Raw genomic sequence first — 26,207 nt, forward strand, 5'->3', positions numbered from 1 at the left:
CGGGCGACAACATCAAAATGGTTGTTACCCTGATCCACCCGATCGCGATGGACGACGGTCTGCGTTTCGCAATCCGTGAAGGCGGCCGTACCGTTGGCGCGGGCGTTGTAGCTAAAGTTCTGGGCTAATTCGTTAGCTTTGAATAAAAAAGGGCGCTTCGGCGCCCTTTTTGCTGTCCGTCGTTCAGCGAAAAGGGCGGTGCTACTGGCGATTCATAACGTGCGCTGCGGCGGATAATGAGTAAATGGTCTATTGTAATCATAACTATTCTCATTTAATATTTGTGCATAAATTGAACGGGAGTTTATATGTACGTTTGTTTGTGCAATGGCGTCAGCGATAAAAAAATTCGCCAGGTTGTTCGCCAGTTTCAACCGCAATCTTTTCAGCAATTACGTAAGTTTGTTCCCGTTGGAAATCAATGCGGTAAGTGTGTTCGCGCGGCGCGGGAAGTTATGGAAGATGAATTAACCACCATGCCGGAATTCAAAGAAATCGCCTGAAGTCCACGCTTCTCTTTTGACATCCCTATAGGCCGGACTACGCTTCAATGAGTGGAAGCGGAGGGACTATATAATGAAAGGTGATGTCAAAATCATAAGTTATCTCAATAAATTATTGGGAAATGAGCTGGTCGCAATTAATCAGTACTTTCTCCATGCGAGAATGTTCAAAAACTGGGGCCTGATGCGCCTCAACGATATCGAGTACCACGAATCCATCGACGAAATGAAGCATGCCGATAAATACATCGAGCGTATTCTTTTTCTCGAAGGTATCCCTAATCTGCAGGATCTCGGCAAACTTGGCATCGGTGAAGATGTGGAAGAGATGCTGCAGTCCGATTTAAGACTGGAGCTGGAAGGGGCGCAAAATCTGCGCGAGGCGATCGCCTATGCCGACAGCGTCCATGACTACGTCAGCCGCGATATGATGATTGAGATCCTGGCGGATGAAGAAGGCCATATTGACTGGCTGGAAACCGAACTCGATCTGATCGGCAAAATCGGCCTGCAAAATTACCTGCAGTCGCAGATCAAAGTGTCAGACTAGCCAGCGTCTGACACCCGCACCAGAAACCCGCGGCCGCCAGAAATGGCCCAAACGGCAGCGGGTTGTTCCCCCTCCATTTACTGCTCCCGCCGTACCTGGCGTGCAAACCTGATACTGCCCACACCGTGCCGGCGAGCAGCGATGCCACCAGTAGCAGCTGCGGCAACAATTGCCAGCCATGCCAGGCGCCTAGGGCGGCGAGATATTTGATATCCCCATACCCCAACCCCTCATAGCCGCGGATCCCGCGATATAGCCAGTAAAGCGAAGCCAAACACAGATAGCCGCCTATCGCCCCCCAGACGGCATCATGAAGCTGGTGCGGCGCCAGACAAAGATAAAAAAGTAAACCGCTCCACAGCAGGGGACAGGTGTAACGGTCAGGCAGCAGGCCGTGACGCAGGTCCTGGAGGCATAAGGCTAAGGTCAATCCGCTATAGCACAGCAAGAAGGGGAGGGCGGCGAGCATGGTTAACCCCGTAATCGTCAAAGAACATCGCCTCACTATGCTTATTGTCACTCGTCCGGTGCAAAAAGGACTTTCCTGGAATGGATGGCGCCATCCGCGTTAATTTGCCGCGTTGTCGGTCCGTACAGTTCGCTGGCGCGAAGGCGCGCAAATCCTGGTGATGATTTTCTAAACAGCACTTGCGTAGCGCCAGAATTTGCGTATAATGCGCGGGCCTGTCAAAGTTGACGGCCGGTTCAATATGAACCCTGGTAATCGCAGTTGGGTTATCAAACAATGTCCCCAATCGGGGGGCTATGTAAGAACGGTTACACTCTCCCATCAATCGTAATGGGTATGAGGAGTAATCATTTCGTCTATAAAATAATTGGAGCTCTGGTCTCATGCAGAACCAAAGAATCCGTATCCGCCTGAAAGCGTTTGATCATCGTCTGATCGATCAATCAACCGCGGAAATCGTCGAGACTGCTAAGCGCACTGGTGCGCAAGTCCGTGGTCCGATCCCGCTGCCGACCCGCAAAGAGCGCTTTACCGTTCTGATCTCCCCGCACGTCAACAAAGACGCGCGTGACCAGTACGAAATTCGCACTCACAAGCGTCTGGTTGACATCGTTGAGCCAACTGAAAAAACCGTTGATGCTCTGATGCGTCTGGATCTGGCTGCCGGTGTAGACGTGCAGATCAGCCTGGGTTAATCAGGTCATCGAGCGATTGAGAGGTTGAAACAATGATTGGTTTAGTCGGTAAAAAAGTGGGCATGACCCGCATCTTCACTGAAGATGGCGTTTCTATCCCAGTAACCGTAATCGAAGTTGAAGCAAACCGTGTTACTCAGGTTAAAGACCTGGCTAACGATGGCTACCGCGCAATCCAGGTTACCACCGGTGCTAAAAAAGCTAACCGTGTAACCAAGCCGGAAGCGGGTCACTTCGCTAAAGCTGGCGTTGAAGCTGGCCGTGGTCTGTGGGAATTCCGTCTGGCTGACGGCGAAGAATTCACCGTAGGTCAGAACATTAGCGTTGAACTGTTTGCTGACGTTAAAAAAGTTGACGTAACCGGTACCTCAAAAGGTAAAGGTTTTGCTGGTACCGTTAAGCGCTGGAACTTCCGTACCCAGGACGCTACTCACGGTAACTCCTTGTCTCACCGCGTTCCGGGTTCTATCGGTCAGAACCAGACTCCGGGCAAAGTGTTCAAAGGCAAGAAAATGGCAGGTCAGCTGGGTAATGAGCGTGTAACCGTTCAGAGCCTGGACGTAGTACGTGTTGACGCTGAGCGCAACCTGCTGCTGGTTAAAGGTGCTGTCCCGGGTGCGACCGGTAGCGACCTGATCGTTAAACCAGCTGTGAAGGCGTGAGGAGATAGCAATGGAATTAGTATTGAAAGACGCGCAGAGCGCGCTGACTGTTTCCGAAACTACCTTCGGTCGTGATTTCAACGAAGCGCTGGTTCACCAGGTTGTTGTTGCTTATGCAGCTGGTGCGCGTCAGGGCACTCGTGCTCAGAAGACTCGTGCTGAAATCACTGGCTCCGGTAAAAAACCGTGGCGCCAGAAAGGTACCGGCCGTGCGCGTTCTGGTTCTATCAAGAGCCCGATCTGGCGTTCCGGTGGCGTGACCTTTGCTGCTCGTCCGCAGGACCACAGTCAAAAAGTTAACAAGAAGATGTACCGCGGCGCGCTGAAAAGCATCCTGTCCGAACTGGTACGTCAGGATCGTCTGATCGTTGTCGAGAAGTTCTCTGTTGAAGCGCCGAAAACTAAGCTGCTGGCACAGAAACTGAAAGACATGGCTCTGGAAGATGTGCTGATCATCACCGGTGAGCTGGACGAGAACCTGTTCCTGGCCGCACGTAACCTGCACAAGGTTGACGTACGTGATGCGAACGGTATCGACCCGGTTAGCCTGATCGCCTTCGACAAAGTCGTAATGACTGCTGATGCTGTTAAGCAAGTTGAGGAGATGCTGGCATGATTCGTGAAGAACGTCTGCTGAAGGTGCTGCGCGCACCGCACGTTTCTGAAAAAGCGTCTACTGCGATGGAAAAAACAAACACCATCGTTCTCAAAGTTGCTAAAGACGCGACCAAAGCAGAAATCAAAGCTGCTGTGCAGAAACTGTTTGAAGTCGAAGTCGAAGTCGTTAACACCCTGGTTGTTAAAGGGAAAGTTAAACGTCACGGACAGCGTATCGGTCGTCGTAGCGACTGGAAAAAAGCTTACGTCACCCTGAAAGAAGGCCAGAATCTGGACTTCGTTGGCGGCGCTGAGTAAGTCGGAGGAGTAATACAATGGCAGTTGTTAAATGTAAACCGACATCTCCGGGTCGTCGCCACGTCGTTAAAGTGGTTAACCCAGAGCTGCACAAGGGCAAACCTTTTGCTCCGTTGCTGGAAAAAAACAGCAAATCCGGTGGTCGTAACAACAATGGCCGTATCACCACCCGTCATATCGGTGGTGGCCACAAGCAGGCTTACCGTATTGTTGACTTCAAACGCAACAAAGATGGTATCCCGGCAGTTGTTGAACGTCTTGAGTACGATCCGAACCGCTCCGCGAACATCGCGCTGGTTCTGTACAAAGACGGCGAGCGCCGTTACATCCTGGCCCCGAAAGGCCTGAAAGCTGGCGACCAGATTCAGTCTGGCGTTGATGCTGCAATCAAAGCAGGCAACACCCTGCCGATGCGCAATATCCCGGTTGGTTCTACCGTTCATAACGTAGAAATGAAACCAGGTAAAGGCGGTCAGCTGGCTCGTTCCGCTGGTACTTACGTTCAGATCGTTGCTCGCGACGGTGCTTATGTCACCCTGCGTCTGCGTTCTGGTGAAATGCGTAAAGTCGAAGCAGACTGCCGCGCTACTCTGGGCGAAGTTGGCAATGCTGAGCATATGCTGCGCGTTCTGGGTAAAGCAGGTGCTGCACGCTGGCGTGGTGTTCGTCCTACCGTTCGCGGTACTGCGATGAACCCAGTAGACCACCCACATGGTGGTGGTGAAGGTCGTAACTTTGGTAAGCACCCGGTATCCCCGTGGGGCCTGCAGACCAAAGGTAAGAAGACCCGCAGCAACAAGCGTACTGATAAATTCATCGTACGTCGCCGTAGCAAATAATTTTAGAGGATAAGCCATGCCACGTTCTCTCAAGAAAGGTCCTTTTATTGACCTGCACTTGCTGAAGAAGGTAGAGAAAGCGGTGGAAAGCGGAGACAAGAAGCCCCTGCGCACTTGGTCCCGTCGTTCAACGATCTTTCCTAACATGATCGGTTTGACCATCGCTGTCCATAATGGTCGTCAGCACGTTCCAGTATTTGTTTCCGACGAAATGGTCGGTCACAAACTGGGTGAATTCGCACCGACTCGTACTTATCGCGGCCACGCTGCTGATAAAAAAGCGAAGAAGAAATAAGGTAGGAGGAAGAGATGGAAACTTTAGCTCAACATCGCCATGCTCGTTCTTCTGCTCAGAAGGTTCGCCTTGTAGCTGACCTGATTCGCGGTAAGAAAGTGTCGCAGGCCCTGGATATTCTGACCTACACCAACAAAAAAGCTGCTGTACTGGTCAAGAAGGTACTGGAATCTGCCATTGCTAACGCTGAACACAACGATGGCGCTGACATTGATGATCTGAAAGTTGCGAAAATTTTCGTAGACGAAGGCCCGAGCATGAAGCGCATTATGCCGCGTGCTAAAGGTCGTGCAGATCGCATCCTGAAGCGCACCAGCCACATCACTGTGGTTGTGTCCGATCGCTGAGACTCTGGAGACTAGCAATGGGTCAGAAAGTACATCCTAATGGTATTCGCCTGGGTATTGTCAAACCATGGAACTCTACCTGGTTCGCGAACACCAAAGAATTCGCTGACAACCTGGACAGCGATTTTAAAGTACGTCAGTTCCTGACTAAAGAACTGGCTAAAGCGTCTGTATCTCGCATCGTTATCGAGCGTCCGGCTAAGAGCATCCGTGTGACCATTCACACCGCTCGCCCGGGTATCGTTATCGGTAAGAAAGGCGAAGACGTAGAAAAACTGCGCAAGGTCGTAGCGGATATCGCTGGCGTACCTGCACAGATCAATATCGCCGAAGTTCGTAAACCTGAACTGGACGCAAAACTGGTTGCTGACAGCATCACTTCTCAGCTGGAACGTCGCGTTATGTTCCGTCGTGCGATGAAGCGTGCTGTACAGAACGCAATGCGTCTGGGCGCTAAAGGTATCAAAGTTGAAGTTAGCGGCCGTCTGGGCGGCGCGGAAATCGCACGTACCGAATGGTACCGTGAAGGTCGCGTACCGCTGCACACTCTGCGTGCTGACATCGACTACAACACCTCTGAAGCGCACACCACTTACGGTGTAATCGGCGTTAAGGTATGGATCTTCAAAGGTGAGATCCTGGGTGGTATGGCTGCTGTTGAACAACCGGAACCGGCTGCTCAACCTAAAAAGCAGCAGCGTAAAGGCCGTAAATAAGGAGCGTCGCTGATGTTACAACCAAAGCGTACAAAATTCCGTAAAGTGCACAAAGGCCGCAACCGTGGTCTGGCGCAGGGTACGGATGTTAGCTTCGGCACTTTCGGTCTGAAAGCTGTTGGCCGTGGTCGTCTGACTGCACGTCAGATCGAAGCAGCACGTCGTGCTATGACCCGTGCAGTTAAGCGTCAAGGTAAGATCTGGATCCGTGTATTCCCGGACAAACCGATCACCGAGAAGCCGCTGGAAGTTCGTATGGGTAAAGGTAAAGGTAACGTGGAGTACTGGGTTGCCTTGATTCAGCCGGGTAAAGTCCTGTATGAAATGGACGGTGTACCGGAAGAGCTGGCCCGTGAAGCATTCGGCCTGGCAGCAGCGAAACTGCCGATCAAAACCACCTTTGTAACTAAGACGGTGATGTAATGAAAGCAAAAGAGCTGCGTGAAAAAAGCGTTGAAGAGCTGAACGCTGAGCTGCTGAACCTGCTGCGTGAGCAGTTCAACCTGCGCATGCAGGCTGCAAGTGGCCAGCTGCAACAGACTCATCTGCTGAAGCAAGTGCGTCGTGATGTTGCACGCGTTAAGACTTTACTGACTCAGAAGGCGGGTGCGTAATGACCGATAAAATCCGTACTCTGCAAGGTCGCGTAGTTAGCGACAAAATGGAGAAATCCATTGTTGTTGCTATCGAACGTATGGTGAAACACCCGGTTTACGGCAAATTCATCAAACGTACGACCAAACTGCACGTACATGACGAGAACAACGAATGCGGTATCGGCGACAAGGTTGAAATCCGCGAATGCCGTCCGCTGTCCAAGACTAAGTCCTGGACGCTGGTTCGCGTTGTAGAGAAAGCGGTTCTGTAATAGAGTACGCATTCTCGATACGGATAAACGGCTCAGCGATGAGCCGTTTATTTTTTCTACCCATATCTGGTTTGTGGTGTTATAATGCCGCGCCCTCGATATGGGGCTTTTTAACGACCCTAATTTTCGGGTCTCAGTAGTAGTTGACATTAGCGGAGCACTAAAATGATCCAAGAACAGACTATGCTGAACGTCGCCGACAACTCCGGTGCACGTCGCGTAATGTGTATCAAGGTTCTGGGTGGCTCGCACCGTCGCTACGCAGGCGTAGGCGACATCATCAAGATCACCATCAAAGAAGCAATTCCGCGTGGTAAGGTCAAAAAAGGTGATGTGCTGAAGGCGGTAGTGGTGCGCACCAAGAAGGGTGTTCGTCGCCCGGACGGTTCTGTCATTCGCTTCGATGGTAATGCATGCGTTATTCTGAACAATAACAGCGAGCAGCCTATCGGTACGCGTATTTTTGGGCCGGTAACTCGTGAACTTCGTACCGAGAAGTTCATGAAAATTATCTCTCTGGCACCAGAAGTACTCTAAGGAGCGAATCATGGCAGCGAAAATCCGTCGTGATGACGAAGTTATCGTGTTAACCGGTAAAGATAAAGGTAAGCGCGGTAAAGTTAAGAATGTCCTGTCTTCCGGCAAGGTCATTGTTGAAGGTATCAACCTGGTTAAGAAACACCAGAAGCCGGTTCCGGCTCTGAACCAACCAGGCGGCATCGTTGAAAAAGAAGCTGCAATTCAGGTTTCTAACGTTGCAATCTTCAATGCGGCAACCGGCAAGGCTGACCGTGTAGGCTTTAGATTCGAAGACGGCAAAAAAGTCCGTTTCTTCAAGTCTAACAGCGAAACTATCAAGTAATTTGGAGTAGTACGATGGCGAAACTGCATGATTACTACAAAGACGAAGTAGTTAAGAAACTCATGACTGAGTTTAACTACAATTCTGTCATGCAAGTCCCTCGGGTCGAGAAGATCACCCTGAACATGGGTGTTGGTGAAGCGATCGCTGACAAGAAACTGCTGGATAACGCAGCAGCTGACCTGGCAGCAATCTCCGGTCAAAAACCGCTGATCACCAAAGCACGCAAATCAGTTGCAGGCTTCAAAATCCGTCAGGGCTATCCGATCGGCTGTAAAGTAACTCTGCGTGGCGAACGCATGTGGGAGTTCTTTGAGCGCCTGATCACTATTGCTGTACCGCGTATTCGTGACTTCCGCGGCCTGTCCGCTAAGTCTTTCGACGGTCGTGGCAACTACAGCATGGGTGTCCGTGAGCAGATCATCTTCCCAGAAATCGACTACGATAAAGTCGACCGCGTTCGTGGTTTGGATATTACCATTACCACTACTGCGAAATCTGACGAAGAAGGCCGTGCTCTGCTGGCTGCCTTTGACTTCCCGTTCCGCAAGTAAGGTAGGGTTACTTAATGGCTAAGCAATCAATGAAAGCACGCGAAGTAAAGCGCGTGGCTTTAGCTGATAAATTCTTCGCTAAACGCGCTGAACTGAAAGCTATCATCTCTGATGTGAACGCAACCGACGAAGATCGTTGGAATGCCGTTCTCAAGCTGCAGACTCTGCCGCGTGATTCCAGCCCGTCTCGTCAGCGTAACCGCTGCCGTCAAACAGGTCGTCCGCATGGTTTCCTGCGGAAGTTCGGGTTGAGCCGTATTAAGGTCCGTGAAGCCGCTATGCGCGGTGAAATCCCGGGTCTGAAAAAGGCTAGCTGGTAATTGTCACCAATTGAATCACGGGAGTAAAGACAGATGAGCATGCAAGATCCGATCGCGGATATGCTGACCCGTATCCGTAACGGTCAGGCCGCGAACAAAGCTGCGGTCACCATGCCTTCCTCCAAGCTGAAAGTGGCAATCGCCAACGTGCTGAAGGAAGAAGGTTTTATCGAAGATTTTAAAGTTGAAGGCGACACCAAGCCGGAACTGGAACTGACTCTTAAGTATTTCCAGGGTAAAGCTGTTGTAGAAAGCATTCAGCGTGTCAGCCGCCCAGGTCTGCGCATCTATAAGAAAAAAGATGAGCTGCCGAAAGTTATGGCCGGTCTGGGTATCGCAGTTGTTTCTACCTCTAAAGGTGTTATGACTGATCGTGCAGCGCGCCAGGCTGGTCTTGGTGGCGAAATTATCTGCTACGTAGCCTAATCGGAGGAAAAAATGTCTCGTGTTGCTAAAGCACCGGTCGTTGTTCCTGCCGGCGTTGATGTAAAAATCAACGGTCAGGTTATTACGATCAAAGGTAAAAACGGCGAGCTGACTCGTACTCTCAACGATGCTGTTGAAGTTAAACATGCAGATAATGCACTGACCTTCGGTCCGCGTGATGGTTACGCAGACGGTTGGGCTCAGGCTGGTACCGCGCGTGCCCTGCTGAACTCAATGGTTATCGGTGTTACCGAAGGCTTCACTAAGAAGCTGCAGCTGGTTGGTGTAGGTTATCGTGCAGCGGTCAAAGGGAATGTAGTAAACCTGGCTTTAGGTTTCTCTCACCCGGTTGATCATCAGCTGCCTGCGGGTATCACTGCAGAATGTCCGACTCAGACTGAAATCGTGCTGAAAGGCGCTGATAAGCAGGTGATCGGCCAGGTTGCAGCAGATCTGCGCGCCTACCGTCGTCCTGAGCCTTACAAAGGCAAGGGTGTTCGTTACGCCGACGAAGTCGTGCGTACCAAAGAGGCTAAGAAGAAGTAAGGTAACACTATGGATAAGAAATCTGCTCGTATCCGTCGTGCGACCCGCGCACGCCGCAAGCTCCAGGAGCTGGGCGCAACTCGCCTGGTGGTACATCGTACCCCGCGTCACATTTACGCACAGGTAATTGCACCGAATGGTTCTGAAGTTCTGGTAGCTGCTTCTACTGTAGAAAAAGCTATCGCTGAACAACTGAAGTACACCGGTAACAAAGACGCTGCTGCAGCTGTGGGTAAAGCTGTCGCTGAACGCGCTCTGGAAAAAGGCATCAAAGATGTTTCCTTTGACCGTTCCGGGTTCCAATATCATGGTCGTGTCCAGGCACTGGCAGATGCTGCCCGTGAAGCTGGCCTTCAGTTCTAAGGTAGAGGTGTAAGATGGCTCACATCGAAAAACAAGCTGGCGAACTGCAGGAAAAGCTGATCGCGGTAAACCGCGTATCTAAAACCGTTAAAGGTGGTCGTATTTTCTCCTTCACAGCTCTGACTGTAGTAGGCGATGGTAACGGTCGCGTTGGTTTTGGTTACGGTAAAGCGCGTGAAGTTCCAGCAGCGATCCAGAAAGCGATGGAAAAAGCCCGTCGCAATATGATTAACGTCGCGCTGAACCACGGCACCCTGCAGCACCCGGTTAAGGGTACTCACACGGGTTCTCGTGTATTCATGCAGCCGGCTTCCGAAGGTACCGGTATCATCGCCGGTGGTGCAATGCGCGCCGTTCTGGAAGTCGCTGGGGTTCGTAACGTTCTGGCTAAAGCGTATGGTTCCACCAACCCGATTAACGTGGTTCGTGCAACTATCGACGGTCTGGAAAACATGAAGTCCCCGGATATGGTCGCTGCCAAGCGTGGTAAATCCGTTGAAGAAATTCTGGGGAAATAAACCATGGCAAAGACTATTAAAATTACTCAAACCCGCAGTGCAATCGGTCGTCTGCCGAAACACAAGGCAACGCTGCTTGGCCTGGGTCTGCGTCGTATTGGTCACACCGTAGAGCGCGAGGATACTCCTGCTGTTCGTGGTATGGTCAACGCGGTTTCCTTCATGGTTAAAGTTGAGGAGTAAGAGATGCGTTTAAATACTCTGTCTCCGGCCGAAGGCTCCAAAAAGGCGGGTAAACGCCTGGGTCGTGGTATCGGTTCTGGCCTCGGTAAAACCGGTGGTCGTGGTCACAAAGGTCAGAAATCTCGTTCTGGCGGTGGCGTACGTCGCGGTTTCGAGGGTGGTCAGATGCCTCTGTACCGTCGTCTGCCGAAATTCGGCTTCACTTCTCGTAAAGCGATGATCACCGCAGAGATCCGTCTCTCCGATCTGGCTCACGTAGAAGGCGATGTAGTAGACCTGAACGCGCTGAAAGCGGCTAACATTATCGGTGTCCAGATCGAGTTCGCGAAAGTGATCCTGTCTGGTGAGGTAACTCGTCCGGTAACTGTTCGTGGCCTGCGTGTGACTAAAGGTGCTCGTGCTGCTATCGAAGCTGCTGGCGGTAAAATTGAGGAATAAGTAGCAGATGGCTAAACAACCGGGATTAGATTTTCAAAGTGCCAAAGGTGGCCTTGGCGAACTGAAACGCAGACTTCTGTTTGTGGTCGGTGCGCTGATAGTGTTCCGTATTGGCTCTTTTATTCCGATCCCTGGTATTGATGCCGCTGTACTTGCCAAACTGCTTGAGCAACAGCGAGGCACCATCATTGAAATGTTCAACATGTTCTCTGGTGGTGCTCTCAGCCGTGCTTCTATCTTTGCACTGGGGATTATGCCGTACATTTCGGCATCAATCATCGTGCAGCTGCTGACGGTGGTTTATCAACCGCTGGCAGAACTGAAGAAAGAAGGGGAGTCTGGTCGTCGTAAGATCAGCCAGTACACCCGCTACGGTACTCTGGTGCTGGCGATATTCCAGTCGATCGGTATTGCTACCGGTCTGCCGAATATGCCTGGTATGCAGGGCCTGGTGATTAATCCAGGCTTTGCATTCTATTTCACCGCTGTTGTCAGTCTGGTCACAGGGACTATGTTCCTGATGTGGCTCGGCGAACAGATCACTGAACGCGGTATCGGTAACGGTATCTCGATCATTATCTTCGCCGGTATCGTTGCGGGACTCCCGCCGGCCATCGCCCATACTATCGAGCAAGCGCGTCAAGGCGACCTGCACTTCCTCCTGTTGCTGTTGGTTGCAGTATTAGTATTTGCAGTGACCTTCTTTGTTGTATTCGTTGAACGTGGTCAACGCCGCATTGTGGTAAACTACGCGAAACGTCAACAGGGTCGTCGTGTCTATGCTGCACAGAGCACACATTTACCGCTGAAAGTGAATATGGCGGGGGTAATCCCGGCAATCTTCGCTTCCAGTATTATACTGTTCCCGGCAACCATCACGTCATGGTTCGGGGGTGGTACTGGTTGGAACTGGCTGACAACAATTTCGCTGTATTTGCAGCCTGGGCAACCGCTTTATGTGTTACTCTATGCGTCTGCAATCATCTTCTTCTGTTTCTTCTACACGGCGTTGGTTTTCAACCCGCGTGAAACAGCAGATAACCTGAAGAAGTCCGGTGCATTTGTACCAGGAATTCGTCCGGGAGAGCAAACGGCGAAGTATATCGATAAAGTGATGACTCGCCTGACTCTGGTTGGTGCGTTGTACATTACTTTTATCTGCCTGATCCCGGAGTTCATGCGTGACGCGATGAAAGTGCCGTTCTACTTCGGTGGGACCTCGCTGCTTATCGTTGTTGTCGTGATTATGGACTTTATGGCTCAAGTGCAAACTCTGATGATGTCCAGTCAGTATGAGTCTGCATTGAAGAAGGCGAACCTGAAAGGCTACGGCCGCTAAAACTGGTCGCCCGAGAAGTTACGGAGAGTAAAAATGAAAGTTCGTGCTTCCGTCAAGAAATTATGCCGTAACTGCAAAATCGTTAAGCGTGATGGCGTCATCCGTGTGATTTGCAGTGCCGAGCCGAAGCATAAACAGCGCCAAGGCTGATTTTTTCGCATATTTTTCTTGCAAAGTTGGATTGAGCTGGCTAGATTAGCCAGCCAATCTTTTGTATGTCTGTACGTTTCCATTTGAGTATCCTGAAAACGGGCTTTTCAGCATGGTGCGTACATATTAAATAGTAGGAGTGCATAGTGGCCCGTATAGCAGGCATTAACATTCCTGATCACAAACATACCGTAATCGCTTTAACCGCTATTTTCGGTATCGGCAAAACCCGTTCTAAAGCCATCTGCGCTGAAACGGGCATCGCTGAAAATGTTAAGATCAGTGAGCTGTCTGAAGAACAAATTGATATTCTGCGTGAAGCAGTAGGTAAATTTGTCGTTGAAGGTGATCTGCGCCGTGAAATCACCCTGAGCATCAAGCGTCTGATGGACCTTGGTTGCTACCGTGGTTTGCGTCATCGTCGTGGTCTCCCGGTTCGCGGTCAGCGTACCAAGACCAACGCACGTACCCGTAAGGGTCCGCGTAAACCGATCAAGAAATAATCGGGGTGATTGAATAATGGCAAAGGCACCAATTCGTGCACGTAAGCGTGTAAGAAAACAAGTCTCTGACGGCGTGGCTCATATCCATGCTTCTTTTAACAACACCATCGTTACCATTACTGATCGTCAGGGTAACGCACTGGGTTGGGCAACAGCCGGTGGTTCCGGTTTCCGTGGTTCTCGCAAATCCACTCCGTTCGCAGCTCAGGTTGCAGCAGAGCGTTGCGCAGAAGCCGTAAAAGAATACGGCATCAAGAATCTGGAAGTTATGGTCAAAGGTCCGGGTCCGGGTCGCGAATCTACCATTCGTGCACTGAACGCCGCTGGTTTCCGCATCACTAATATTACTGATGTGACTCCGATCCCTCATAACGGTTGTCGTCCGCCGAAAAAACGTCGCGTATAACGCTGCGTTTTCCAGGTTAGTTGGAGAAAGAAAATGGCAAGATATTTGGGTCCTAAGCTCAAGCTGAGCCGTCGTGAGGGCACCGACTTATTCCTTAAGTCTGGCGTTCGCGCGATCGATACCAAGTGTAAAATTGAACAAGCTCCTGGCCAGCACGGTGCGCGTAAGCCGCGTCTGTCTGACTATGGTGTGCAGTTGCGTGAAAAGCAAAAAGTTCGCCGTATGTACGGTGTGCTGGAGCGTCAGTTCCGTAACTACTATAAAGAAGCAGCACGTCTGAAAGGCAACACCGGTGAAAACCTGTTGGCTCTGCTGGAAGGTCGTCTGGACAACGTTGTATACCGTATGGGCTTCGGCGCCACTCGTGCTGAAGCACGCCAGCTGGTTAGCCACAAAGCGATTATGGTAAACGGTCGTGTTGTTAACATCGCTTCTTATCAGGTTAAAGCGAATGACGTTGTCAGCATTCGTGAGAAAGCGAAAAAGCAATCTCGCGTGAAAGCCGCTCTGGAGCTGGCTGAGCAGCGTGAAAAGCCAACCTGGCTGGAAGTTGATGCTGGCAAGATGGAAGGTACGTTCAAGCGTCAGCCGGAGCGTTCTGATCTGTCTGCGGACATTAACGAACACCTGATCGTCGAGCTTTACTCCAAGTAAAGCTTAGTACCAAAGAGAGGACACAATGCAGGGTTCTGTGACAGAGTTTCTAAAACCGCGCCTGGTCGATATCGAGCAAGTGAGTTCGACGCACGCCAAGGTGACCCTTGAGCCTTTAGAGCGTGGCTTCGGCCATACTCTGGGTAACGCACTGCGCCGTATTCTGCTCTCATCGATGCCGGGTTGCGCGGTGACCGAGGTTGAGATTGATGGTGTACTGCACGAGTACAGCACCAAAGAAGGCGTTCAGGAAGACATCCTTGAAATCCTGCTCAACCTGAAAGGGCTGGCGGTGAGAGTTCAGGGTAAAGATGAAGTCATCCTTACTTTGAATAAATCTGGCATTGGCCCTGTGACCGCAGCCGACATTACCCACGACGGTGATGTCGAAATCGTCAAGCCGCAGCACGTGATTTGCCACCTGACTGATGAGAACGCTGCTATCAGCATGCGTATCAAAGTTCAGCGCGGTCGCGGTTATGTGCCGGCTTCTGCCCGAATTCATTCGGAAGAAGATGAGCGCCCAATCGGCCGTCTGCTGGTCGACGCCTGCTACAGCCCTGTAGAGCGTATTGCCTACAATGTTGAAGCTGCGCGTGTAGAACAGCGTACCGACCTGGACAAGCTGGTCATCGAAATGGAAACCAACGGCACAATCGATCCTGAAGAGGCGATTCGTCGTGCGGCAACCATCCTGGCTGAACAACTGGAAGCTTTTGTTGACTTACGTGATGTACGTCAGCCAGAAGTGAAAGAAGAGAAACCAGAATTCGATCCGATCCTGCTGCGCCCTGTTGACGATCTGGAATTGACTGTCCGCTCTGCTAACTGCCTCAAGGCAGAAGCTATCCACTATATCGGTGATCTGGTACAGCGTACCGAGGTTGAGTTGCTGAAAACGCCGAACCTGGGTAAAAAATCTCTTACTGAGATTAAAGACGTGCTGGCTTCCCGTGGACTGTCTCTGGGCATGCGCCTGGAAAACTGGCCACCAGCAAGCATTGCTGACGAGTAACCGGATCACAGGTTAAGGTTTTACTGAGAAGGATAAGGTCATGCGCCATCGTAAGAGTGGTCGTCAACTGAACCGCAACAGCAGCCATCGCCAGGCTATGTTCCGTAACATGGCAGGTTCGCTGGTTCGTCATGAAATCATCAAGACGACCCTGCCGAAAGCGAAAGAACTGCGTCGCGTAGTTGAGCCGCTGATTACTCTTGCCAAGACTGATAGCGTTGCTAATCGTCGTCTGGCATTCGCCCGCACTCGTGATAACGAGATCGTGGCAAAACTGTTTAACGAGCTGGGCCCGCGTTTCGCGAGCCGCGCCGGTGGTTACACTCGCATTCTGAAGTGTGGCTTCCGTGCAGGCGACAACGCGCCGATGGCATACATCGAGCTGGTTGATCGTGCTGAGCCGAAAGCAGAAGCTGCTGCAGAGTAATCTGTAGTAACGTAAAAAAACCCGCCCCGGCGGGTTTTTTTATATCTACCTCATCCCCACTTCACTACAATATCTGTACTCTTTTTGTTCATCCCCCGGAGCCGTAGAATGTGGTTACTGGATCAGTGGGCAGAACGCCATATCCTCGATGCCCAAACCAAAGGCGAGTTCGATAATTTACCCGGTAGCGGCGTACCGCTAACTCTCGATGACGATTCGCATGTACCGGCCGAGCTGCGGGCAGGCTATCGCCTTCTGAAGAATGCAGGGTGTCTTCCCCCGGAGCTGGAGCAGCGCAGAGAGGCGGTGGCTCTGGCAGACTTGCTTAAGGGTGTGCGTCAGGACGACCCGCGGCATGGCGAACTCAGCAAGCGCCTTGCTCTGCTCGAGCTTAAGCTGCGTCAGGCAGGACTGAACACCGACTTTTTACGCGGTGAGTACGCCGATGCGTTGCTGCATAAAATCAATCAGGAGTGAATATGTATCGTATTGGTGAGCTGGCAAAACTGGCTGATGTGACGCCAGATACCATCCGTTATTATGAAAAACAGCAAATGATGGATCATGACGTGCGCACTGAGGGGGGATTTCGTCTTTACTCGGATAACGATCTTCAGCGTCTGCGCTTTATTCGCTATGCCCGTCAGCTGGGCTTTACTCTGGAAGCGATCCGCGAATTATTGTCGATCCGTATCGATCCGGAACATCACACCTGTCAGGAGTCGAAAGGGATCGTTCAGGCGCGATTAAGCGAAGTTGAGGCGAGGATCAACGAGCTACAAACGATGCGTCGCTCTCTGCAACGGCTCAACGACGCCTGCTGCGGCACAGCTCACAGCAGCGTTTACTGTTCGATCCTCGAGGCCCTTGAGCAAGGCGCCAGTAACGGCAATGCCAGCCGTTGATTTTTTGTGCGCGCGGATCTACACTCGCGCGGAATTCACACATGTACTGGAGTTACTATGAGTCGCTATCAGCATACCAAAGGGCAAATTAAAGATAATGCCATTGAGGCACTTCTCCACGATCCATTATTCAGGCAGCGTGTAGAGAAGAACAAGAAAGGGAAGGGAAGCTATCAACGTAAAGATAAACATGCAGCAAGGATGGACCGGGAGGCCAGTGGCAAGCAAGCGAATCGCTTTTTTACCACTGGTCTTCTGCTTTCGCTGCTGATTAAGAACGCTTGTTTTGTTCTTTCAACAGATCGCGAATTTCGCTCAGCAGGGCTTCTTCTTTAGAGGGCGCTGGCGGTGCCGCCGGAGCCTCTTCTTTCTTGCGATTTAACTTATTCATCAGTTTAATCGCCATGAAAATGGCAAATGCGACGATGATGAAATCGAAAACGTTCTGAATAAACACCCCATAGTGCATCACCACTGCCGGTACATCACCCTGGGCATCGCGCAGCGTGACGGCAAACTGTTTAAAATCGATCCCGCCAATCAACAGGCCGAGCGGCGGCATAATAATATCCGCGACCAGCGACGAAACAATTTTACCGAATGCTGCACCGATGATCACACCCACTGCCAAATCGACAACGTTCCCGCGCATCGCGAATTCGCGAAACTCTTTTAAAAAACTCATTTTATTCTCCTTGAGCCAGCTGACGTTGTAAGTTTAACAAATGTATTTTCATTTGCCATTCCCCGTAGAGCGTTACAGGAAAATATTAACCTTTGAATAATAAGGGATAATAAAAGGCGCCTGTTCGACGCCCTGGGAATTAGAGGAAGAAAGGACTTGGCTGGAACAGCCTTTCTACATCGGAAATAAACTTTTTATCAGTCAAAAACATGATCACATGATCGCCTTGCTCGATCCGCAGATTATTATTGGCGATCATCACGTCATTCCCGCGCACGACGGCGCCAATGATCGTGCCTGGCGGAAGCTTGATCTCATCGATCGATCGCCCGACCACCCGCGAGGTGCTCTCATCGCCGTGTGCCACTGCTTCGATCGCTTCCGCAACGCCGCGGCGCAGGGAGGAGACGCCGACAATATCGGCTTTACGAACATGGCTGAGGAGGGCGGAAATCGTGGCCTGCTGAGGCGATATCGCAATATCGATGACGCTACCCTGAACCAGATCCACATAGGCTCTACGCTGGATCAGCACCATCACTTTTTTAGCCCCCATTCGCTTGGCCAGCATCGCAGACATGATGTTTGCTTCGTCATCGTTAGTGACGGCAATAAACAGGTCCACCTGGTCAATATGCTCTTCGGCCAGCAGCTCCTGATCCGATGCATCACCGTAGAAGACGATAGTATGCTGCAGTTTTTCTGCCAGCTCAGCGGCTCGCTGCTGATTGCGCTCGATAAGCTTAACGCTGTAGTCTTTTTCCAGCTTATGGGCCAGGCCCGCGCCAATATTGCCGCCGCCGACCAACATGATGCGTTTATAAGGCTTCTCCAGACGCTGGAGTTCGCTCATGACCGCCCTGATATGCTGCGAGGCGGCAATAAAGAAGACTTCATCGCCGGCCTCGACAATCGTCGAACCCTGTGGGCGAATGGGGCGATCGTGGCGGAAAATAGCGGCCACGCGCGTATCGATATGCGGCATATGCTCACGCATGGTGGACAATGCATTACCCACCAGCGGACCACCGTAATAGGCTTTCACCACGGCGAGGCTGACTTTCCCTTCCGCGAAGTTCACGACCTGCAGCGCGCCGGGATATTCTATCAGACGGTGAATATTGTCGATGACCAGCTGTTCCGGAGCGATTAAGTGATCGATGGGCACTGCTTCAGAATTGAAGAGCTTTTCCGCATCGCGGACGTAATCAGGCGCACGAATACGAGCAATACGGTTTGGCGTATTGAATAACGAATAGGCGACCTGGCAGGCCACCATGTTGGTTTCATCCGAACTGGTGACCGCCACCAGCATATCGGCATCATCGGCTCCTGCCTCGCGCAGTACGCGGGGGTGAGAACCGTGCCCCTGGACGACACGCAGGTCGAACTTATCCTGCAGGCTGCGCAGACGGTCGCCATTGGTATCAACCAGCGTAATATCATTGTTCTCGCCGACGAGGTTCTCCGCCAGCGTGCCGCCGACCTGGCCGGCGCCCAGAATAATAATCTTCATCTGCAGTGATCCATTAGTTGCGACGTTTGATTAGCTTAGCGTAAAAGAAGCCATCGCCTTCTTCCGCACCCGGCAGATTTTGCTGTCCCGGGCTTGCCGGCGTACCGGTTGCGTCAAGCTCCGCATCCGGGGTCCGCGCGAGGAAGGCGGCAATTTGCTGGCTATTCTCTTCCGGCAGAATAGAACAGGTAGCGTAAACCAACGTGCCGCCTGGTTTCAGATGCCCCCAGATGGCATTGAGGATCTCGGCCTGTAGCTGGGCTAAATCGGCGATATCCCGATCCCGGCGCAGCCATTTGATATCCGGATGGCGGCGAATAACACCGGTGGCGGAACAGGGGGCATCCAGCAGAATACGATCGAACTGCTCGCTGCCACACCACTGCTCAGGGAAGCGACCATCGCCCTGTTTGACTTCGGCTTTCATGCCCAGCCGTTTCAGGTTGTCATAGACGCGGGAAAGACGCTGTTCATCAATGTCCACCGCCATGACCTCAGCCTGGGGAGCGACCTCCAGAATATGCGTCGTCTTGCCGCCCGGCGCAGCGCAGAGATCAAGAATGCGCTCGCCGTTTTCCGGCTGCAGATAGCGCATGCAGCCCTGGGCCGAGGCATCCTGAACGGTTACCCATCCTTCGGCAAAACCCGGCAACGTATGGACCGGGGCAGGGGTGGCCAGACGCACGGCGTCGGGATAGTCAGGGTGGGTGAAACCTTCTAAACCGGCCTCTTTAAGCAGAGCAAGCCATTCATCTCGGGAATGATGGTTGCGGTTAACGCGCAGCCACATCGGCGGGCGCTGGTTGTTAGCGTCGACAATCTCCTGCCAGTGTTGCGGCCATGCCTGCTGCAGACGCTTCAGCAGCCATTTGGGATGAAGGTAGCGGTTTTCCTGCCCGGCGAATTCTGCCAGTAGCTCTTCCTGTTGGCGCTGAAACTGGCGTAACACCCCATTGATCAGCCCTTTAAGCTGCGGGCGCTTAATCGCCACCGCGCCTTCTACCGTTTCAGCCAGCGCGGCGTGTGGAGGGATGCGGGTGTAGAGTAACTGATAGAGCCCAACCATAATCAGAAAGTGCACGGTGCGCTGTTTGCCGGTCATCGGACGCGCCATCAGCTTGCTGATAAGCCACTCCAGCTGGCTGAGCGTACGCAGTACGCCAAAACACAGCTCCTGCAGCAGCGCTTTGTCTTTATCGCTGACTTTTTGCTGTAGAGGGGGCAGGACGTTGCTTAAAGACTGACCTTTTTCAACGACTTGCTCGATAGCCTGGGCGGCCAGGCTGCGTAAATTTATATTCTTTTTCATAAGCGCAAAAATAAAAATGCCCGGCGAACCCGGGCTTCAGAAGAGACGACCGTCAGGCGAGACGGGTGCCAGGCGTAAACCACTCCCGGCGGGAATTGAGTAAATCCTGGGCGCTCATCGCTTTTTTACCCGCAGGCTGTAGCGATTCCAGACTGAGGATCCCATCGCCTGTGGCGACCTGGATACCTTGTTTGGTTGCTGCCACGATAGTACCTGGTTCGGCATGTGCGGCTTCGGCAATGACCGATGCCCGCCACACTTTTAGCGGCTGCCCGTCAATTTCCAGCCAGCTCATTGGCCACGGATTAAAGGCGCGGATGCAGCGCTCCAGCTGTGCGGCGGAAAGCGACCAGTCGATGCGAGCTTCTTCTTTACTCAGCTTCTCGGCGTGGCACACCAGCGATTCATCCTGTACTTCAGGCTGCGCGGTGCCGTTGGCCAGCTGGGCTAAAGTTGCCAGCAGACCTTGAGGGCCGAGCTCGGCCAGCTTATCGTACAGGCTGCCGCTGGTATCCTCTGCGGTAATGGGGCAGGAAAGCTTATACAGCATATCACCCGTATCAAGGCCGACGTCCATCTGCATGATGGTTACGCCTGTTTCGCTATCCCCCGCCCACAGCGAACGCTGGATCGGCGCTGCGCCACGCCAGCGCGGCAGCAGGGAGCCGTGAACGTTGATGCAGCCCAGACGGGGCATCTCCAGCACCGCTTTCGGCAGAATCAAACCGTACGCCACCACCACCATAATATCGGCGCCGAGATCGGCGACTAATTGTTGGTTGTCCTGCGGGCGCAGGGAGGATGGCTGGAATACAGGTAAGTTATGGGCTTCAGCCAGCACCTTTACCGGGCTCGGCATCAATTTTTTGCCGCGGCCAGCAGGGCGGTCTGGCTGAGTGAATACGCCAACAACCTGATGTTCAGACGACAACAGCGCGTCAAGATGACGCGCTGCAAAATCGGGGGTGCCGGCGAAAATGATACGTAGTGATTGTGACACGGTATTCCTTGTTATCAGGCACGGGAACGTAAACGATCCAGTTTCTCAACCTTCTGACGAATGCGCTGTTGTTTGAGCGGTGACAGATAATCAATAAACAGTTTGCCGACCAGATGATCCATCTCATGCTGAATACAGATAGCCAGCAGGCCATCGGCCTCCAGTTCAAATGGCTTACCGTCGCGATCCAGCGCGCGGATCTTCACTTTTTCCGCACGCGGCACCAGGGCGCGCTGTTCCGGAATAGACAGGCAGCCTTCTTCAATGCCGGTTTCGCCATCTTTTTCCAGCAGCTCCGGGTTGATTAACACCAGCTGCTCTTCACGATTTTCCGACACATCAATAACGATAATGCGCTGATGGATATCGACCTGGGTCGCGGCCAGACCAATGCCCTCCTCAGCGTACATGGTGTCGAACATATCATCGACGATACGCTGAATTTCCGCATTCACTTCTTTGACCGGCTCGGCGACTTTGCGAAGGCGCTCGTCCGGAATATGTAACACTTGCAAAACTGCCATAAAGTTCCAGAGTCGTATTCAGGAGTTGATAAGATTATTAGCTCTATTCTAGACAAAACACCCTGCAATTGACAGTCTCACTGTCCAATCGCAAAGATTGTCAATACCGCTTATGGCAGGGGGTAAGGATGACGCCCGACGAGATTTGGCTGCGGCTGATGAAGGTCAGTAGCTTGTATGGCGACAGGATGGTAGAGATCGCTCAGCGCTTATGCGCAGCCGCCAGCATTGATCATGAAGCGCTGCATGCCGTCGGGATGACCGCGGCGCAGGCAACGTTATTTTTTCGGCTTGACGGGCGTGAGCTTGACGAGACGCGGCGCTGGCTGGAGCACCCGGAACATCATCTGTTACTGGCCGACGATCCACGCTTTCCGCTGCGGCTAAGGGCCATCGTTGATTATCCCGGCGCGTTGCTGGTCAGCGGCGATCCCGCTCTGCTTCACAGCGCGCAGCTTGCCGTTATTGGCAGTCGCTTGCATTCCTGGTATGGCGCTCGCTGGGGGAAGCTGTTCAGCGAAACGTTGGCGCGTAAAGGGATGACTATCACCAGTGGGTTGGCGTTAGGCATTGATGGCGTCGCGCATCGCGGCGCGCTCGCGGCCGAGGGCAAAACCATCGCGGTACTGGGCAACGGACTGGGCCAGGTTTATCCGCGGCGCCATGCGAGCCTCGCCCAGCAGATCGTCGATAATGGAGGTGCGCTGGTGTCTGAATTTCCACTTATAACGCCGCCGCTTCCCGCGCATTTCCCCAGACGCAACCGGATTATCAGCGGCCTGAGCCTGGGCGTGCTGGTGGTTGAGGCGGCATTGAGAAGCGGTTCGCTGGTTACCGTCCGCTGTGCTCTGGAACAGGGAAGGGATGTGTTTGCCCTGCCTGGGCCGATAGGCAATCCGGGATCGGAAGGCCCACACTGGTTAATTAAGCAAGGCGCGGTGCCGGTGACCTCGCCAGAGGATATTGTGGAATACTGGCACAACGAGCTGGCCTGGCTAACTGATACGTCTGATTCGATAAATAATTGCGCCGATCAGCCGTCTGTAGCATTGCCATTTCCGGAGCTCCTGGCTAACGTAGGAGATGAGGTAACACCTGTTGACGTTGTCGCTGAACGTGCCGGCCAATCTGTGCCAGTAACCGTAGCTCAGCTACTTGAACTGGAGTTAGCAGGCTGGATCGCAGCTGTACCCGGCGGCTATGTCCGATTAAGGAGGGCAAGCCATGTTCGACGTACTCATGTATTTGTTTGAAACTTACATCCATAGCGAAGCAGAAATGCGCGTGGATCAGGACAAACTGACGCGGGATCTTACCGACGCAGGTTTTGAGCGGGAAGATATCTATAACGCGTTAATGTGGCTCGAGAAACTGGCTGATTATCAGGAAGGTCTCGTTGAACCCATGCAGCTCGCTTCCGACCCGCTGTCGCTTCGGGTATATACCGAAGAGGAGTGCCAGCGTCTGGACGCCAGTTGCCGGGGGTTTTTACTCTTCCTCGAGCAGATTCAGGTGTTGAACCTCGAAACGCGAGAAATGGTGATAGAGCGCGTACTGGCGCTGGATACGGCAGAATTTGAGCTGGAGGACCTGAAATGGGTCATCCTGATGGTACTGTTCAATATTCCGGGCTGTGAAAACGCCTATCAGCAAATGGAAGAATTACTCTTCGAAGTAAATGAAGGTATGCTGCATTAATCTTTTTGCAGCAACATCGAGTTGTTATGACCAAATCAGCACTGTTTTCGGTGCGTAAAAATGAGCCCTGCCCACAGTGCGGGGCTGAACTGGTGATCCGTTCCGGGAAACATGGCCCGTTTCTCGGCTGTTCGCATTATCCGGACTGTGACTATATCCGTCCCCTGAAAAGTCAGGCTGACGGGCATGTCGTTAAGGTGCTGGAGGGGCAAGCATGCCCATCGTGCGGCGCGGTTATGGTGCTACGTCAGGGGCGTTTTGGGATGTTCATTGGCTGTAGCCGCTATCCGGAATGCGAACATACTGAGCTAATTGATAAACCAGATGAGACGGCTATTGCTTGCCCGCAGTGCGGACAAGGCCATCTGGTCCAGCGTCGTTCCCGTTTCGGTAAAACCTTTCACTCCTGCGATCGCTATCCTGATTGCCAGTTCGTTATCAATTTTAAACCGGTGGCGGGCGAATGCCCTGAATGCCATTACCCGCTGTTAATAGAAAAGAAGACGGCGCAGGGGCTCAGACGCTTCTGTGCCAGTAAACAATGTGGAAAGCCGATCCCGGCGGAATAAATCAGTGAACAATAACCTGCCCTCAGAAGCCGTCGCCCATGCCGTGGCGGTCCTGAATAATGAACATGTCATCGCCTATCCCACGGAAGCCGTTTTTGGCGTCGGCTGCGACCCTGACAGCGAAACGGCCGTTATGCGTCTGCTGGAGCTGAAGCAACGTCCTGTTGAGAAGGGATTGATCCTTATCGCCGCTAGCTTTGAGCAACTCAAGCCCTATATTGATGATTCACGGTTAAGTGATTCGCAGCGGGCAGCGATCTTTTCCTGCTGGCCAGGACCGGTGACGTTTGTATTCCCGGCGCGTCCTGAAACACCACGCTGGCTGACTGGTCGTTTTGATTCGCTGGCTGTACGCGTGACCAACCATCCGCTGGTGATTGAATTGTGCGAAGCCTACGGAAAACCGCTGGTCTCGACGAGCGCCAATCTCACCGGGCAACCGCCTTGCCGCACCACCGCAGAAGTCCGTGCTCAGTTTGGTGACAGCTTCCCGGTCGTGGATGGCGCTACGGGCGGACGGCAAAATCCATCTGAAATACGTGATGCCCTGACGGGTGAACTGTTCCGCCAGGGGTGAACCATGGAAACCTATGCTGTTTTTGGTAATCCGATTGCGCACAGCAAGTCGCCTTCTATTCACCAGCTGTTTGCCTGCCAGTTAGGGATTATCCATCCTTATGGACGTGTGCTAGCGCCGCTGGACGATTTTGTCTCTTCTCTCAATCAGTTTTTTGCGCAGGGAGGAAAGGGCGCCAATGTTACTGTTCCTTTTAAAGAAGAAGCTTTTGCGCGCGCGGATGAACTGACAGAACGCGCTGCGCTGGCGGGAGCGGTGAATACCCTGAAACGTCTCGAAGACGGGCGTTTGCTGGGCGACAACACGGACGGTATTGGTCTGCTGAGCGATCTGGAGCGTCTGGGATTCATTAAGCCACGCCAGCGGATCCTGCTTATCGGTGCCGGTGGCGCATCGCGTGGGGTGCTGCTGCCGCTGCTGTCGCTGGGATGTGCCGTCACGATCGTCAATCGCACCTACGCTCGTGCCCATGAGTTAGCCACGCTCTTCGCTCATACCGGCAGCGTCAGCGCAAGGGAGATGGATACCTTATCCGGGGAAACATTCGATCTGATCATCAATGCGACGTCCAGTGGAATAGACGGTGATGTACCGGCTATCCCGGCATCTGTTGTCAACGCTGACGTGTATTGCTATGACATGTTCTACCAGAAAGGGCCGACACCGTTTCTTCACTGGTGCCAGCAGCATGGCGCAACCCACTGTGCTGACGGGCTGGGAATGCTGGTGGCGCAAGCCGCCCATGCCGTTCTGCTATGGCACGGCGTCCTGCCGGCTATCACCCCGGTTATAGAAAGGCTGCAACAGGAACTGAATGCATGAATCAGGCGATTCAGTTTCCCGATCGGGAATCATGGGATGCCGAACGGCAGGGCGTGGTGTTTCCCGCGCTGGTTAATGGGATGCAATTAACCTGCGCAATTTCAGGGCAGATCCTGCAGCAGCGTTTTGGCGCAGAGGGGCCAGCGCAGTGGCTGGCCGCATTTCAGGAACATCGTTGGGATCTTGAGGAAGAGGCAGAGGCATTGATCCGCGATAATCAGGAGGATGCTCAGGGTTGGGTCTGGCTCTCCTGATCCAGATATTCATCTTTCCATATCACATAGTTATTCGCTGAATACTTAAGGCCTTCCCGCTCCGCCTCTGTCAGGGGGCGGATCTGTTTGACCGGATTGCCAAAGTAAAGGAAGCCGCTTTCCAGCTGTTTGTTCTGCGGTACCAGACTTCCCGCGCCAATCATGACGTCATCGCCAACGACGACACCATCTAATAAGATCGAACCCATACCAACCAGTACGCGGTTGCCGATAGTGCAGCCGTGCAGCATCACTTTGTGGCCAACCGTCACATCCTCTCCAATGATCAGTGGATTTCCCTCAGGCTTGTAAGAGGATTTATGGGTCACGTGTAGAACGCTGCCGTCCTGAATATTGCTGCGTTGACCTATCGATACATAGTTGACGTCGCCGCGAATGGCTACCAGAGGCCAGACGCTGACGTCATCGGCAATTCTGACATCACCGATAACGACGCTGGATGCGTCAATCATGACGCGAAGACCGATTTGCGGGAAAAATGCTTTATAGGGGCGCAGTTGAGCAGACATGTTGACCTCAAAAATACGGGAGCGTAAGAAGACTTTGGTGGCTTTTATCTCGCTCTGCAACCCCTGAAAACGGTGAAAATTGAGCAAATCGTGCAATTACACGGCGAAAAGGGTGAAAAATCACCATTCAGAAAAAAAGATCGAAAAAAGGCTTGTGCAAAAAAATGGGATCCCTATAATGCGCACCCACTGACACGGCAGATGTGAATCACTTCACACAAACAGCCGGTTCGGTTGAAGAGAAAAATCCTGAAA

Annotated in this window: 46 protein-coding genes and 1 pseudogene; 40 read left to right on the forward strand and 7 right to left on the reverse strand. The window is 52.5% G+C overall.

Going from position 1 to position 26,207, the window contains the following annotated elements; translation table 11 throughout:
• From tuf to bfr, 3 genes and pseudogenes are all read left to right on the forward strand, one after another.
• Positions 1-128 (forward strand): annotated as a pseudogene (gene tuf / locus ABLU73_RS22440) (elongation factor Tu); the annotation flags it as partial.
• A 180-nt stretch (positions 129-308) separates the two neighbouring features.
• Positions 309-503 (forward strand): bacterioferritin-associated ferredoxin, encoded by a 195-nt coding sequence (gene bfd, locus ABLU73_RS22445; RefSeq protein WP_004152415.1) that lies wholly within the window; start codon positions 309-311, stop codon positions 501-503.
• A gap of 73 nt (positions 504-576) precedes the next feature.
• Complete coding sequence (gene bfr / locus ABLU73_RS22450) at positions 577-1,053, forward strand: bacterioferritin (RefSeq protein WP_004206792.1); 477 nt, start codon at positions 577-579, stop codon at positions 1,051-1,053.
• On the opposite strand, the gene ABLU73_RS22455 is transcribed toward bfr, so the two are convergent.
• Entirely contained in the window at positions 1,037-1,522 is a 486-nt protein-coding gene (locus tag ABLU73_RS22455) for an A24 family peptidase (protein WP_048325870.1), read from the reverse strand. The genes bfr and ABLU73_RS22455 overlap by 17 nt on opposite strands.
• 383 nt (positions 1,523-1,905) lie before the next feature.
• Between ABLU73_RS22455 and rpsJ the strand changes: the two genes are divergently transcribed.
• The 31 genes from rpsJ to ABLU73_RS22610 all read left to right on the forward strand — a co-directional run bounded on the left by rpsJ (position 1,906) and on the right by ABLU73_RS22610 (position 16,804).
• Positions 1,906-2,217 carry a 30S ribosomal protein S10 gene (gene rpsJ / locus ABLU73_RS22460; protein ID WP_001181005.1) on the forward strand — a complete coding sequence of 104 codons (312 nt, stop codon included), beginning with the start codon at positions 1,906-1,908 and terminating at the stop codon, positions 2,215-2,217.
• A 32-nt stretch (positions 2,218-2,249) separates the two neighbouring features.
• Entirely contained in the window at positions 2,250-2,879 is a 630-nt protein-coding gene (rplC, locus tag ABLU73_RS22465) for a 50S ribosomal protein L3 (protein WP_002919796.1), read from the forward strand.
• 10 nt (positions 2,880-2,889) lie between these two features.
• Positions 2,890-3,495 (forward strand): 50S ribosomal protein L4, encoded by a 606-nt coding sequence (gene rplD / locus ABLU73_RS22470; RefSeq protein ID WP_002919794.1) that lies wholly within the window; start codon positions 2,890-2,892, stop codon positions 3,493-3,495.
• Positions 3,492-3,794, forward strand: coding sequence for a 50S ribosomal protein L23 (gene rplW / locus ABLU73_RS22475; RefSeq protein WP_000617546.1), 303 nt, complete (start codon positions 3,492-3,494; stop codon positions 3,792-3,794). The genes rplD and rplW overlap by 4 nt, the downstream gene beginning before the upstream one ends.
• A 17-nt stretch (positions 3,795-3,811) precedes the next feature.
• Positions 3,812-4,633 (forward strand): 50S ribosomal protein L2, encoded by an 822-nt coding sequence (rplB, locus tag ABLU73_RS22480; RefSeq protein ID WP_002919786.1) that lies wholly within the window; start codon positions 3,812-3,814, stop codon positions 4,631-4,633.
• Positions 4,634-4,649: 16 nt separating this feature from the next.
• Positions 4,650-4,928, forward strand: coding sequence for a 30S ribosomal protein S19 (rpsS, locus tag ABLU73_RS22485; RefSeq protein WP_001138115.1), 279 nt, complete (start codon positions 4,650-4,652; stop codon positions 4,926-4,928).
• 14 nt (positions 4,929-4,942) lie between these two features.
• Complete coding sequence (gene rplV, locus ABLU73_RS22490; protein WP_002919773.1) at positions 4,943-5,275, forward strand: 50S ribosomal protein L22; 333 nt, start codon at positions 4,943-4,945, stop codon at positions 5,273-5,275.
• Positions 5,276-5,292: 17 nt separating this feature from the next.
• A complete protein-coding gene (rpsC, locus tag ABLU73_RS22495) occupies positions 5,293-5,991 on the forward strand; it encodes a 30S ribosomal protein S3 (protein ID WP_002919766.1) in 699 nt (232 codons plus the stop codon).
• A 12-nt stretch (positions 5,992-6,003) separates the two neighbouring features.
• Complete coding sequence (rplP, locus tag ABLU73_RS22500; RefSeq protein ID WP_002919759.1) at positions 6,004-6,414, forward strand: 50S ribosomal protein L16; 411 nt, start codon at positions 6,004-6,006, stop codon at positions 6,412-6,414.
• Positions 6,414-6,605 (forward strand): 50S ribosomal protein L29, encoded by a 192-nt coding sequence (gene rpmC, locus ABLU73_RS22505; RefSeq protein WP_002919754.1) that lies wholly within the window; start codon positions 6,414-6,416, stop codon positions 6,603-6,605. Before rplP ends, rpmC begins: the two co-directional genes overlap by 1 nt.
• A complete protein-coding gene (gene rpsQ, locus ABLU73_RS22510) occupies positions 6,605-6,859 on the forward strand; it encodes a 30S ribosomal protein S17 (protein WP_002919751.1) in 255 nt (84 codons plus the stop codon). The genes rpmC and rpsQ overlap by 1 nt, the downstream gene beginning before the upstream one ends.
• Positions 6,860-7,024: 165 nt before the next feature.
• On the forward strand, positions 7,025-7,396 hold the full coding sequence (gene rplN, locus ABLU73_RS22515; protein WP_002919748.1) for a 50S ribosomal protein L14: 372 nt from the start codon (positions 7,025-7,027) through the stop codon (positions 7,394-7,396).
• 10 nt (positions 7,397-7,406) lie between these two features.
• Positions 7,407-7,721, forward strand: a complete 315-nt coding sequence (rplX, locus tag ABLU73_RS22520; RefSeq protein ID WP_000729185.1) for a 50S ribosomal protein L24 — start codon at positions 7,407-7,409, stop codon at positions 7,719-7,721.
• A gap of 14 nt (positions 7,722-7,735) precedes the next feature.
• Positions 7,736-8,275, forward strand: a complete 540-nt coding sequence (gene rplE, locus ABLU73_RS22525; RefSeq protein ID WP_001096200.1) for a 50S ribosomal protein L5 — start codon at positions 7,736-7,738, stop codon at positions 8,273-8,275.
• 14 nt (positions 8,276-8,289) lie between these two features.
• Complete coding sequence (gene rpsN, locus ABLU73_RS22530) at positions 8,290-8,595, forward strand: 30S ribosomal protein S14 (protein ID WP_002919667.1); 306 nt, start codon at positions 8,290-8,292, stop codon at positions 8,593-8,595.
• Between the two features lie 33 nt (positions 8,596-8,628).
• Positions 8,629-9,021, forward strand: coding sequence for a 30S ribosomal protein S8 (gene rpsH / locus ABLU73_RS22535; RefSeq protein ID WP_002919665.1), 393 nt, complete (start codon positions 8,629-8,631; stop codon positions 9,019-9,021).
• 12 nt (positions 9,022-9,033) lie between these two features.
• Positions 9,034-9,567, forward strand: a complete 534-nt coding sequence (rplF, locus tag ABLU73_RS22540; RefSeq protein WP_002919662.1) for a 50S ribosomal protein L6 — start codon at positions 9,034-9,036, stop codon at positions 9,565-9,567.
• 9 nt (positions 9,568-9,576) lie between these two features.
• Positions 9,577-9,930 carry a 50S ribosomal protein L18 gene (gene rplR, locus ABLU73_RS22545; protein WP_000358960.1) on the forward strand — a complete coding sequence of 118 codons (354 nt, stop codon included), beginning with the start codon at positions 9,577-9,579 and terminating at the stop codon, positions 9,928-9,930.
• A 14-nt stretch (positions 9,931-9,944) separates the two neighbouring features.
• Complete coding sequence (gene rpsE, locus ABLU73_RS22550; protein ID WP_002919545.1) at positions 9,945-10,448, forward strand: 30S ribosomal protein S5; 504 nt, start codon at positions 9,945-9,947, stop codon at positions 10,446-10,448.
• A gap of 3 nt (positions 10,449-10,451) precedes the next feature.
• Complete coding sequence (gene rpmD, locus ABLU73_RS22555; RefSeq protein ID WP_001140434.1) at positions 10,452-10,631, forward strand: 50S ribosomal protein L30; 180 nt, start codon at positions 10,452-10,454, stop codon at positions 10,629-10,631.
• 3 nt (positions 10,632-10,634) lie between these two features.
• Positions 10,635-11,069, forward strand: a complete 435-nt coding sequence (gene rplO, locus ABLU73_RS22560) for a 50S ribosomal protein L15 (RefSeq protein ID WP_002919516.1) — start codon at positions 10,635-10,637, stop codon at positions 11,067-11,069.
• A gap of 7 nt (positions 11,070-11,076) precedes the next feature.
• Positions 11,077-12,408, forward strand: coding sequence for a preprotein translocase subunit SecY (secY, locus tag ABLU73_RS22565; RefSeq protein WP_002919515.1), 1,332 nt, complete (start codon positions 11,077-11,079; stop codon positions 12,406-12,408).
• A 33-nt stretch (positions 12,409-12,441) separates the two neighbouring features.
• A complete protein-coding gene (gene rpmJ, locus ABLU73_RS22570) occupies positions 12,442-12,558 on the forward strand; it encodes a 50S ribosomal protein L36 (protein WP_000868187.1) in 117 nt (38 codons plus the stop codon).
• A gap of 146 nt (positions 12,559-12,704) precedes the next feature.
• Positions 12,705-13,061, forward strand: a complete 357-nt coding sequence (gene rpsM, locus ABLU73_RS22575; RefSeq protein WP_002919259.1) for a 30S ribosomal protein S13 — start codon at positions 12,705-12,707, stop codon at positions 13,059-13,061.
• Positions 13,062-13,077: 16 nt separating this feature from the next.
• Positions 13,078-13,467: a 30S ribosomal protein S11 gene (gene rpsK, locus ABLU73_RS22580; RefSeq protein ID WP_002919257.1), complete on the forward strand. Its 390-nt coding sequence runs from the start codon at positions 13,078-13,080 to the stop codon at positions 13,465-13,467.
• A gap of 33 nt (positions 13,468-13,500) precedes the next feature.
• Entirely contained in the window at positions 13,501-14,121 is a 621-nt protein-coding gene (gene rpsD / locus ABLU73_RS22585; protein WP_002919224.1) for a 30S ribosomal protein S4, read from the forward strand.
• Between the two features lie 25 nt (positions 14,122-14,146).
• Positions 14,147-15,136 (forward strand): DNA-directed RNA polymerase subunit alpha, encoded by a 990-nt coding sequence (gene rpoA, locus ABLU73_RS22590; RefSeq protein ID WP_002919219.1) that lies wholly within the window; start codon positions 14,147-14,149, stop codon positions 15,134-15,136.
• Positions 15,137-15,176: 40 nt separating this feature from the next.
• A complete protein-coding gene (gene rplQ, locus ABLU73_RS22595; RefSeq protein WP_002919206.1) occupies positions 15,177-15,563 on the forward strand; it encodes a 50S ribosomal protein L17 in 387 nt (128 codons plus the stop codon).
• 108 nt (positions 15,564-15,671) lie between these two features.
• Positions 15,672-16,040, forward strand: coding sequence for a DUF1992 domain-containing protein (locus ABLU73_RS22600; protein ID WP_004206795.1), 369 nt, complete (start codon positions 15,672-15,674; stop codon positions 16,038-16,040).
• 2 nt (positions 16,041-16,042) lie between these two features.
• Positions 16,043-16,468, forward strand: coding sequence for a Zn(2+)-responsive transcriptional regulator (gene zntR / locus ABLU73_RS22605; RefSeq protein WP_004206796.1), 426 nt, complete (start codon positions 16,043-16,045; stop codon positions 16,466-16,468).
• A gap of 57 nt (positions 16,469-16,525) precedes the next feature.
• Positions 16,526-16,804 carry a ribosome alternative rescue factor ArfA gene (locus ABLU73_RS22610; RefSeq protein ID WP_004206797.1) on the forward strand — a complete coding sequence of 93 codons (279 nt, stop codon included), beginning with the start codon at positions 16,526-16,528 and terminating at the stop codon, positions 16,802-16,804.
• On the opposite strand, the gene mscL is transcribed toward ABLU73_RS22610, so the two are convergent.
• The 5 genes from mscL to def all read right to left on the reverse strand — a co-directional run bounded on the left by mscL (position 16,740) and on the right by def (position 21,502).
• Positions 16,740-17,153, reverse strand: coding sequence for a large-conductance mechanosensitive channel protein MscL (mscL, locus tag ABLU73_RS22615; RefSeq protein ID WP_205609011.1), 414 nt, complete (start codon positions 17,151-17,153; stop codon positions 16,740-16,742). The genes ABLU73_RS22610 and mscL overlap by 65 nt on opposite strands.
• Positions 17,154-17,292: 139 nt before the next feature.
• A complete protein-coding gene (gene trkA / locus ABLU73_RS22620; protein WP_002919153.1) occupies positions 17,293-18,669 on the reverse strand; it encodes a Trk system potassium transporter TrkA in 1,377 nt (458 codons plus the stop codon).
• Between the two features lie 13 nt (positions 18,670-18,682).
• On the reverse strand, positions 18,683-19,978 hold the full coding sequence (rsmB, locus tag ABLU73_RS22625; RefSeq protein WP_004206800.1) for a 16S rRNA (cytosine(967)-C(5))-methyltransferase RsmB: 1,296 nt from the start codon (positions 19,976-19,978) through the stop codon (positions 18,683-18,685).
• Positions 19,979-20,030: 52 nt separating this feature from the next.
• On the reverse strand, positions 20,031-20,978 hold the full coding sequence (fmt, locus tag ABLU73_RS22630) for a methionyl-tRNA formyltransferase (protein ID WP_017900611.1): 948 nt from the start codon (positions 20,976-20,978) through the stop codon (positions 20,031-20,033).
• Positions 20,979-20,992: 14 nt separating this feature from the next.
• Complete coding sequence (def, locus tag ABLU73_RS22635; RefSeq protein ID WP_004206802.1) at positions 20,993-21,502, reverse strand: peptide deformylase; 510 nt, start codon at positions 21,500-21,502, stop codon at positions 20,993-20,995.
• A gap of 128 nt (positions 21,503-21,630) precedes the next feature.
• Here def and dprA point away from each other — a divergent pair, with 128 nt between their 5' ends.
• Genes dprA through ABLU73_RS22665 form a run of 6 tightly spaced genes read left to right on the forward strand, consistent with a single transcriptional unit; the run spans position 21,631 to position 25,422 of the window.
• Positions 21,631-22,755, forward strand: coding sequence for a DNA-protecting protein DprA (gene dprA / locus ABLU73_RS22640; protein WP_017900612.1), 1,125 nt, complete (start codon positions 21,631-21,633; stop codon positions 22,753-22,755).
• On the forward strand, positions 22,727-23,200 hold the full coding sequence (gene smg / locus ABLU73_RS22645; RefSeq protein ID WP_002919137.1) for a DUF494 family protein Smg: 474 nt from the start codon (positions 22,727-22,729) through the stop codon (positions 23,198-23,200). Before dprA ends, smg begins: the two co-directional genes overlap by 29 nt.
• Before the next feature lie 26 nt (positions 23,201-23,226).
• Positions 23,227-23,769: a type I DNA topoisomerase gene (locus ABLU73_RS22650; protein ID WP_023291168.1), complete on the forward strand. Its 543-nt coding sequence runs from the start codon at positions 23,227-23,229 to the stop codon at positions 23,767-23,769.
• Between the two features lie 4 nt (positions 23,770-23,773).
• Positions 23,774-24,346, forward strand: a complete 573-nt coding sequence (gene tsaC, locus ABLU73_RS22655) for an L-threonylcarbamoyladenylate synthase type 1 TsaC (RefSeq protein ID WP_004206805.1) — start codon at positions 23,774-23,776, stop codon at positions 24,344-24,346.
• 3 nt (positions 24,347-24,349) lie between these two features.
• The gene (aroE, locus tag ABLU73_RS22660) at positions 24,350-25,168 is read left to right on the forward strand and encodes a shikimate dehydrogenase (protein ID WP_049093771.1); all 819 of its coding nucleotides are present in this window, start codon (positions 24,350-24,352) and stop codon (positions 25,166-25,168) included.
• The gene (locus tag ABLU73_RS22665) at positions 25,165-25,422 is read left to right on the forward strand and encodes a DUF1488 domain-containing protein (RefSeq protein ID WP_043523043.1); all 258 of its coding nucleotides are present in this window, start codon (positions 25,165-25,167) and stop codon (positions 25,420-25,422) included. The genes aroE and ABLU73_RS22665 overlap by 4 nt, the downstream gene beginning before the upstream one ends.
• On the opposite strand, the gene ABLU73_RS22670 is transcribed toward ABLU73_RS22665, so the two are convergent.
• Positions 25,398-25,952 (reverse strand): gamma carbonic anhydrase family protein, encoded by a 555-nt coding sequence (locus ABLU73_RS22670; RefSeq protein ID WP_049093772.1) that lies wholly within the window; start codon positions 25,950-25,952, stop codon positions 25,398-25,400. The two genes, ABLU73_RS22665 and ABLU73_RS22670, sit on opposite strands and share 25 nt — an antisense overlap.
• Positions 25,953-26,207: the final 255 nt, after the last annotated feature.

The sequence above is a fragment of the Klebsiella sp. GG_Kp175 genome (genome assembly GCF_040062325.1).
Classification (GTDB): domain Bacteria; phylum Pseudomonadota; class Gammaproteobacteria; order Enterobacterales; family Enterobacteriaceae; genus Klebsiella; species Klebsiella quasipneumoniae.